This is a genomic window from Bartonella propinqua (assembly GCF_047263965.1).
Taxonomy (GTDB): Bacteria; Pseudomonadota; Alphaproteobacteria; order Rhizobiales; family Rhizobiaceae; genus Bartonella.
Genome location: NZ_JBLEBK010000002.1, coordinates 238,019 through 244,968 on the forward strand (window position 1 = coordinate 238,019; position 6,950 = coordinate 244,968).

The window sequence follows — 6,950 nt, forward strand, 5'->3', positions numbered from 1 at the left end:
GAGAGGTGTCAGACTGCACATTCTGATGAGGATGTGGTTTGTGGTTGTTGTTACAAGTTTTCCTGTAACCACTGCTGCAATGTCAAATTTTGAGCGTTCTTTCAATACCATTCAAGATACATCAAATACTAACAAGCCTTTTCAGCCCCTAAAAGCTGGACAATACGATCAAGCTTATGACTATTACATCCAAGGCTATTATTTAAAAGCTTTCCGTGAAGCGCTCAAGCGCGCTGAAAAAAATGACCCCTTCGCACAAACCTTGGTTGCACGAATTTATATGGAAGGATGTGCTGTTCCTATTGATGGAGCACGCGCTGCTTTGTGGTTTGGGCGTGCAGCAAAACAAGGTGAACCACAAGCGCAACTGCGCTATGGTCTCATGTTGTTTGATGGTCATTTTATTACACAAAATAAAAAACTTGGTGAAGAATTTATTCGCAAATCTGCAGAAGCTGATGTGAAAGAAGCCTATTTTTATTATGGACAACTGCTTCTTTACAAAGCCTTGCAAGAAAAGCAAGCTCTTGCAGGTGTCTCTTCCCCAACCCGCGAAACTGAAGCAATTGAACACGCATTAAAATGGTTCTTAAAAGGTGCAGCTCTTGGTGATTCTGAAGCTGCTTTTGCAGCTGCAAAGGTTCTCTCTTTGGGAACTTTAACACGACCAAAGGACGATCGTAATGCGCGCAAACTTATGGAGATTGCGGCTCAAAATAACCATTTCATGGCTCAAATTCTTTTAGCCCAATGGCTTGTGCAAGGTCGTGGAGGCAAGCCTGATTTTCAACGTGCATTTCATTTGCTCCTCACCAATGCCATCAACATGATCCCACCAGCACAAATTGCTCTTGCAAGACTGTATCGGGATGGAATAGGAACAAAAGGCGATATTATAACTGCCGCAGCATGGTATATGGTTGCACAACAAGCAAAAATGCAAGCGCCTGACCTTGAAATGATGCTCCAAGGTATGAGTAGCACACAATTGGAAGAAGCGCGCAAAGTAGCAATAAAACACCTTCCTTTTCTTTAAATATATGTTTAATAAAAAGGCGCGTTTTACTATAAACACATCAATTTTCATAAAAATCTTTTGGAAACTTTTAAAAGACTTGCGTCTCAATGATTTTTATGGTCTTGCAAAAAGCAAACAGATGAGGATACACAAAAATTCTTTTTAAGCTTTTTTCTCTGCAAAGACAGTGTAACTCTCTCGTGCAAAACAACTATAGAAAGCTCTTTTTGCAAGAACGAAATTTGGATATAAACTATGAAAATTAATGGCAATGAAATTCGACCTGGTAATGTGATAGAGCATCAAGGAGGTTTATGGGTAGCTGTTAAATGCAATGCTGTAAAACCAGGAAAAGGGGGAGCATTTAATCAAGTTGAAATGAAGAATGTGATTGATGGTACAAAACTCAATGAACGGTTTCGTGCTGCCGAAACTGTTGAAAGAGTGCGCCTTGAACAAAAAGATTTTACTTTCCTCTATCAACAAGGTGACGCTTTGGTTTTTATGGACTCACAATCCTATGAGCAACTTGAATTACAAAAAGATTTTGTTGGTGAGCGCGCTGCTTTTTTGCAAGATGGCATGACAGTAACCGTTGAACTTTATCAAGAAAAACCCATTGGCATATCGCTTCCCGACCAAGTCATTGTAACAATTGCTGAGGCTGATCCTGCAATTAAAGGACAAACGGTCACGTCCTCTTATAAACCAGCAATTCTTGAAAATGGCATTCGTATTCTTGTGCCACCTTTTATCAATGCTGGTGAACGTGTCATTGTCGACACCAATGAACTGATTTATTTGCGCCGCGCAAACGAAAAAGATAAATAAAATAAAGAGATAAAATATGGCTCATTCTGCAATAATGAATGTCATGGTGCAAGCTGCAATGAAAGCGGGACGCTCTCTGATACGCGATTATGGTGAAGTGCAAAACTTACAGGTATCCTTGAAAGGACCTGCAGATTATGTCAGCCAAGCAGATCGCAAAGCTGAAAAAATTATTTTCCATGAATTGAGTAAAGCACGACCAAAATTTAGCTTTCTGATGGAAGAATCGGAAGAAATTATTGGAGAAGATTCTCAGCACCGTTTTATTGTCGATCCTTTGGATGGAACAACGAATTTTTTACATGGCATTCCTTTTTTTGCTGTCTCAATTGCTTTAGAGAGTCAAGGACAGATTGTTGCTGGTGTGATCTATAATCCTGTCAGTGATGAGCTTTTTACTGCTGAACGAGGGGGCGGTGCTTTCTTCAATGACAGACGTTGCCGTGTTTCTGCACGACGCAAATTAGAAGATTGTGTCATTGCCACAGGAATGCCCCATTTAAACCGTCCTCATCATGGGGCATATTTAATCGAATTGCGCAATGTCATGGCTGAGGTTGCTGGAATTCGGCGTTTTGGAGCTGCGGCTCTTGATTTGGCTTATGTCGCGGCTGGGCGAACAGATGGATTTTGGGAAGATAATCTTCAAATTTGGGATATGGCTGCTGGAATGCTAATCGTGCGTGAAGCTGGTGGTTTTGTCACAGATAAAGAAGGTGGGAACGATATATTTGGCAAAAAAAATATCATCGCTGGCAATGAACGCATCCGAATCAAATTAGAAAAAACACTCAAAAAAGGCATCTAGCCCTCAAAACAGCTTATTTGAGAAACAAGCTATATTGAGGGAAGTTTTTTGTATATTTCTTGAACCCAGCGACGATGAATGGCAATAAATTTAAGAAGAAATTGCCAATTTGGAAATATTGCTAATATTGCCAACACTGCTAATATTGCCAACACTGCTAACATTGATTGACGACAGCTTACTCGGGTGCGAATTGTAATTTTGCTAAATTTGCATAAACTCCCTCTTGTGCAACAAGTTGTGCATGGGTTCCTTCTTCAACAAGAACACCTTTATCCATCACAAGAATGCGATCTGCTTTTAAAACCGTTGCCAAACGGTGGGCAATCACCAATGTTGTTCGGTTTTGCATCAGCCCTTCTAGCGCTTCTTGCACTAATTTTTCACTGTGCGCATCTAAAGCAGATGTTGCTTCATCCAGCAACAAAAGGGGAGCATTTTTTAAAATCGCTCGTGCAATACCAATGCGTTGTTTTTGCCCCCCCGAAAGCATGATACCGCGTTCTCCCACTTCAGTGTTAAAGCCTTGTGGTAAAGCTTCGATAAATTCAAGTGCATTGGCTGTTTTTGCTGCAGCAATGACTTGTTCTTCATTGACATTTTCGCTTCCAAAAGCAATATTATCGCGTAACGTGCCATCAAAAATAGCAACATCTTGCGGAACATAAGAAATTGCGCTGCGTAAATCATGAAGAGCAAGGCGATTAATCTCCATGCCATCAAGCTGGATTTTACCGCTGGTCGGATCATAAAAGCGAAGAATCAAAGAAAAAATGGTACTTTTCCCTGCCCCCGAAGCACCAACAAAAGCAACAGTTTCGCCTGCTTTCACAGAAAAGGAAAGAGAGCGTAAAATCTTTTCTTTTGGTCTAGAAGGATAGGTAAAATCAACCTGATTAAAAACGATTGCTCCTTGAACAGGTTGTGCCAATGGTGCAGGCACTTTTGGAACCAAAATTGTGGGCTGTTGTTGCAATAATTCGGCAAGCCGTTCCGCAGCACCTGCTGCTTGTATTAATTCTGCACCAAGTTCTGATAACTGCGCAAAAGTTGAAGCTCCAAAAACTGCATAGAGGACAAATTGACCTAAGGCACCGCCTGACATGGTGCCATTGAGCACATCATGGGATCCAATCCACAAAACAGCAACAACGCTACTAAAAACCAGAAAAATCGCAAAACCTGTAAAAAAAGAACGTAAGGTTACGCAAGAGCGTGCTGTTTGAAAGGCACGCTCCACCAGCTCTGAAAAACGTGCAGAAATGTGTTTTTCAGCAGTAAAAGCTTGCACAGTGCGCATAGCGCTTACTTGTTCTGTTGCCAAGGCATGAGCATCTGCCAAACGATCTTGCGCAGCGCGTGTACGTTTGCGAACCTTGCGCCCAAAAATAACCAAGGGAATGGCAACAAAGGGGATAGCAAACAGAACAAGCAAAGATAATTTAGCATTTGTGATAACCATCATCACAACTGCTCCAATCACCACAATGAGATGACGCAAAGCTGTAGACGCGGTTGAACCAACTGCCAATTTTATTTGAGTCGTATCTGTTAAAAGCCGCGAAACAATTTCACCAGAATGGGACTGATCAAAAAAAGCAGGAGAAAGTTGCGTGACATGTGCAAAAACATCGCGTCGTAAATCAGCAACAATCCGCTCACCCAACGTGATAACACAATAGTAACGGCAAGCCGAAGCAAGTGCGAGAAGCAAAGCGAGTACAAACAAAATACCGAAGTAAAAATTGATATTGCCCTGATTCGAAGCAGAAAAACCGTGATCGAGCATTTGGCGAATAGCAACAGGCAAAGCCAGTGTAACAAGGGCAGCAACAAACAAAGCCAAAAAAGCAAAGATAATGAGCCAGCGATAGCGCAAAATATAAGGAAAAAAACTTGAAAGAACCGAGAATGAAGGTTTCGTATGAGAAGAATTTGCAGATTTTTCTGAATGATTAAAGAGCTTCATGGAATCTCGCTTATATATTAGATATTAGATTGTTATAACTCTGATGCAGTGGTACATCTTGGACACTTGTTTTTTTATGCGTGCTCAGTTATAGAGAAAAAACTTTAATAAATTTATCAAAAAGACGAAAAAAGCGCACTTAAAAAATAGAGCATGTGCCACTTCGTTATATATATGAAAGCAGAGAGTTTGCCACATGAAACCGAATATTCATCCTGACTATCACAAAATTACCGTTGTTATGACGGATGGTACCCAATATACAACACGCTCTACTTGGGGAAAAGAAGGGGACACCCTTAATCTGGATATTGATCCAAGAACGCATCCAGCGTGGACAGGAGGGTCTCAAACATTGGTGGATCGTGGTGGACGCGTTTCTAAATTTAAAAATCGTTTCGGTAATCTGGGTATTTAAAATCCTATTTCTCATTGTAAATCGCGACAAAACCACTGGAAAAACAGATTGGTTATTGAGGGGTGTTTCATTTATTTTCGCTGGGTGAATTTGGAAATTAAGGCAGAAAAAAGAGATTTTTATGTTGATCTCCATCTTCACCACAACACTCGGATTATAAGAAAAATGAAGTACAATGGAACTTTTGAGAACTTAACACAAATAGTTCGCAAAGCTGGAATATAAAATTACGAAAAGTAATTGACATAGCAATGGGCAGTGTCAGATCAAAACTCTCAAGAGAGCAGTCATTAACCGGTATGAATCAACAGGGACAATCCACTTCCAAGGCGAAAAAAACGCCAAAGAAAAGCTAAAAGCAGACTTACGTGAACATATAGAGAGAACTCTATCAGCTACTATATCTGAACCTCCCAAAGCTTCTGTACCTGAATTTCCTCCAGTAAAAGACAAAATTTTTATGTCCATGGTTATGATTCCACTGCTCAGGAACAACTTGAGCTTATCATTCACAAGCTTGGACTTGAGCCATATGTTCTGCAAAATGGTAGCAATGGTAGTTTAACTATTATTGAAGCTTTGGAAAAAGAAATTTGTACGCAAGATAATTCTGCTAAGTTTGGTATTGTTCTCCTTACACCCGATGACATGGGTTACGCTAAATCTGCTGGTGAAAAAGAAATTCAACCTCGTGCTCGACAAAATGTTGTTTTTGAAATGGGAATGTTAATTGCCGCGCTTACACGTAAAAATGTTGCCATTCTAAAAAAACAAAGCCTTGAAATTCCTTCAGATGCGAGCGGAATTATATACATTCCTTTCAATGACCACGTAAAAGAGACGCTTCCACAACTTGTTAAACATCTACAATCTTCAGGATTTGTTTTCAAAACAGAAGTGCTTACTAATTGTATTTAAATAAAAGCTAAGAAGCAAATTACTTAGCCCTTCTCAAAAATCCTAATTTACACTTTTACTTTCTCAAATCTGACATTTTTAACTCTCAAAATCCTATCCTCAAAAGACTCTTATTGAGAAATAAAAGATTGTTCTATACAATTTTCTAAGAAAGCTTCTAAGAGAGAAAGTAAATTTTATCAATAAACCTCTCCCTATTGATAATGCTCTTCTCTGCTACCATGGAAGCCTTTCCCCTCTTTTAAAATAGCTATCCATTCTTTGAAAATTATTTTCAGGTCTGCATTTTGTAAAAAAAGAAAAACTTCACATCCTTGCCCTTTTTGCTCATATCTTTTCCTCCCCGTTAAAATTTTTTATGTTCAATTTCATGGAAGACATGCCTTTAAAATTAACCTGCTTTTGGCAGCATCTTTAAAGGGTCTACCCAGTGTTATCGTTTGCACTTAATCATATTGAAAACAATCATTGACAAAAAGCTCACTCCTTGCCAGCCCAGACACAAAGACTGTGGCAAACGAAAATATACTGGCAGGGAAATTTTTAAAATAACTCCATCTTTTTTCGTAAATTAACATTCAGCTTCTATCTGCAAATCAATATTACATCTCAGTATAAATTACGCGCTTCAAACCAGTCATCAAATGGTTCATTTCTTTGCGCCCTAACCCGAGTTTTACGTATAAAGTTGAAAATTTACGTGCCAAATTGAGAGTGATATATCGTAAACATCTATTTAACGCACGGCTGAAACAGGCACATTGTCCCCATTTGAGAAAAAATATGAAGCGCAAAGATATAAACCAGCGCCCAATTTTGTCATTTTCATTTCAGCGAGCTTCTTAGAGTTCTGGCTTTTCAGCTTTTCAGCTTTTCAGCTTTTCAGCTTTTCAGCTTTTCAGCTTTTCAGCTTTTCAGCTTTTCAGCTTTTCAGCTTTTCAGCTTTTCAGCTTTTCAGCTTTTCAGCTTTTCAGCTTTTCAGCTTTTC

Annotated in this window: 7 protein-coding genes; 5 read left to right on the forward strand and 2 right to left on the reverse strand. The window is 39.4% G+C overall.

Annotation, left to right across the window (positions count from 1 at the left end; translation table 11 throughout):
- The first annotated feature begins 31 nt into the window (after nucleotides 1–31).
- The 3 genes from ACMFKV_RS02760 (at nucleotide 32) to ACMFKV_RS02770 (ending at nucleotide 2,657) form a co-directional block, all read left to right on the forward strand.
- Nucleotides 32–1,036 (forward strand): tetratricopeptide repeat protein, encoded by a 1,005-nt coding sequence (locus ACMFKV_RS02760; protein ID WP_413154456.1) that lies wholly within the window; start codon nucleotides 32–34, stop codon nucleotides 1,034–1,036.
- A gap of 237 nt (nucleotides 1,037–1,273) precedes the next feature.
- Complete coding sequence (gene efp / locus ACMFKV_RS02765; RefSeq protein ID WP_336287462.1) at nucleotides 1,274–1,849, forward strand: elongation factor P; 576 nt, start codon at nucleotides 1,274–1,276, stop codon at nucleotides 1,847–1,849.
- Between the two features lie 16 nt (nucleotides 1,850–1,865).
- Nucleotides 1,866–2,657, forward strand: a complete 792-nt coding sequence (locus tag ACMFKV_RS02770) for an inositol monophosphatase family protein (protein WP_336287463.1) — start codon at nucleotides 1,866–1,868, stop codon at nucleotides 2,655–2,657.
- A 178-nt stretch (nucleotides 2,658–2,835) separates the two neighbouring features.
- Here the strand turns inward: ACMFKV_RS02770 and ACMFKV_RS02775 are convergent, their stop codons facing one another.
- Nucleotides 2,836–4,626: an ABC transporter transmembrane domain-containing protein gene (locus tag ACMFKV_RS02775; RefSeq protein WP_336287465.1), complete on the reverse strand. Its 1,791-nt coding sequence runs from the start codon at nucleotides 4,624–4,626 to the stop codon at nucleotides 2,836–2,838.
- Between the two features lie 196 nt (nucleotides 4,627–4,822).
- Here ACMFKV_RS02775 and rpmE point away from each other — a divergent pair, with 196 nt between their 5' ends.
- A complete protein-coding gene (gene rpmE / locus ACMFKV_RS02780) occupies nucleotides 4,823–5,044 on the forward strand; it encodes a 50S ribosomal protein L31 (protein WP_332060165.1) in 222 nt (73 codons plus the stop codon).
- A 261-nt stretch (nucleotides 5,045–5,305) separates the two neighbouring features.
- On the opposite strand, the gene ACMFKV_RS02785 is transcribed toward rpmE, so the two are convergent.
- On the reverse strand, nucleotides 5,306–5,512 hold the full coding sequence (locus ACMFKV_RS02785) for a hypothetical protein (RefSeq protein ID WP_413154443.1): 207 nt from the start codon (nucleotides 5,510–5,512) through the stop codon (nucleotides 5,306–5,308).
- A gap of 39 nt (nucleotides 5,513–5,551) precedes the next feature.
- Here ACMFKV_RS02785 and ACMFKV_RS02790 point away from each other — a divergent pair, with 39 nt between their 5' ends.
- Nucleotides 5,552–5,962, forward strand: coding sequence for a TIR domain-containing protein (locus ACMFKV_RS02790; RefSeq protein ID WP_413154457.1), 411 nt, complete (start codon nucleotides 5,552–5,554; stop codon nucleotides 5,960–5,962).
- The last annotated feature ends 988 nt before the right edge of the window (nucleotides 5,963–6,950 follow it).

What these genes read in the sequence shown, in the direction of transcription:
- ACMFKV_RS02760 (WP_413154456.1), top strand. Translation starts at nt 32, where the DNA reads ATGTGGTTTGTGGTTGTTGTTACAAGTTTTCCTGTAACCACTGCTGCA.
- efp (WP_336287462.1), top strand. Translation starts at nt 1,274, where the DNA reads ATGAAAATTAATGGCAATGAAATTCGACCTGGTAATGTGATAGAGCAT.
- rpmE (WP_332060165.1), top strand. Translation starts at nt 4,823, where the DNA reads ATGAAACCGAATATTCATCCTGACTATCACAAAATTACCGTTGTTATG.
- ACMFKV_RS02770 (WP_336287463.1), top strand. Translation starts at nt 1,866, where the DNA reads ATGGCTCATTCTGCAATAATGAATGTCATGGTGCAAGCTGCAATGAAA.
- ACMFKV_RS02775 (WP_336287465.1), bottom strand. Translation starts at nt 4,626, where the DNA reads ATGAAGCTCTTTAATCATTCAGAAAAATCTGCAAATTCTTCTCATACG.
- ACMFKV_RS02785 (WP_413154443.1), bottom strand. Translation starts at nt 5,512, where the DNA reads ATGGACATAAAAATTTTGTCTTTTACTGGAGGAAATTCAGGTACAGAA.